The 918-nt window shown below is 57.4% G+C and carries 1 protein-coding gene; it reads left to right on the forward strand.

Annotation, left to right across the window (positions count from 1 at the left end; all coding sequences use genetic code 11):
- Nucleotides 1-63: 63 nt before the first annotated feature.
- Complete coding sequence (locus ABK249_RS33800; protein WP_210058921.1) at nt 64-897, forward strand: IS5 family transposase; 834 nt, start codon at nt 64-66, stop codon at nt 895-897.
- The last annotated feature ends 21 nt before the right edge of the window (nt 898-918 follow it).

Here is a 918-nt window from a genome sequence, read left to right on the forward strand (position 1 = left end):
AGTTGAGTGAAATCAGCCAGTTGTGATTCCTTCGGATTTGCTTAGGATTCGATGGAGACCGCAATGGGCTGGACTGATTTCACCCGCCGCCAATATGGCCGACGGACGGTGCGTTATGCAAGTGATCTGACGGACAGGGAATGGCTGCTGATCGCTCCCTTTATGCCGACGCCACGCAGGCTCGGTCGACCGCGCAAGACGGAATTGCGTGAAGTTTTGAACGCACTGCTTTACATCGCATCGACCGGATGCCAATGGCGGATGCTGCCGAAGGATTTTCCACCCTATTCAACCGTGCAGGGTTACTTCTACGAGTGGCGGGCGACTGGCTTGTGGCTGCGGATCAACCATCATCTCGTTATGGAGACGCGCGAGCTGGAGGGAAAGGAAGCCTCGCCAACGGCGGGCGTGATCGACAGTCAGAGCGTCAAAACGACCGAAAGTGGCGGGATTGCGGGCTATGACGCGGGCAAGAAGACCAAAGGTCGCAAGCGTCATATTGTCGTCGACACGCTCGGCTTGATGGTGGGGCTCGTCGTTCACGGCGCAGACATTCAAGACCGCGACGGTGCGGCTGCAGTCCTTAAAACCATCCTCAGACGCTGGCCGTGGCTCAGGCACATCTTTGCTGACGGCGGTTATGCCGGTCCGAAACTGCGGGCAGCATTGCAGAAGGTCGCGAAGTTCACGCTCCAGATCGTCAAGCGAACAGACAAGGCAAAGGGCTTCGAAGTGCTGCCGCGTCGCTGGGTCGTGGAGCGCACATTCGCCTGGCTTGGTAGATGCAGGCGACTGACCAAAGACTGGGAGAAATCAATCGCCTCCGCTGAAACCTGGATGCTCATCGCCCACATCCGCATTCTCACCCGGAGGCTCGCAAGGTATTATGTCTATTGAGCTCTTTTCGAGTCAGGCTCT

This window comes from Neorhizobium phenanthreniclasticum (genome assembly GCF_040066075.1).
Taxonomy (GTDB): domain Bacteria; phylum Pseudomonadota; class Alphaproteobacteria; order Rhizobiales; family Rhizobiaceae; genus Neorhizobium; species Neorhizobium petrolearium.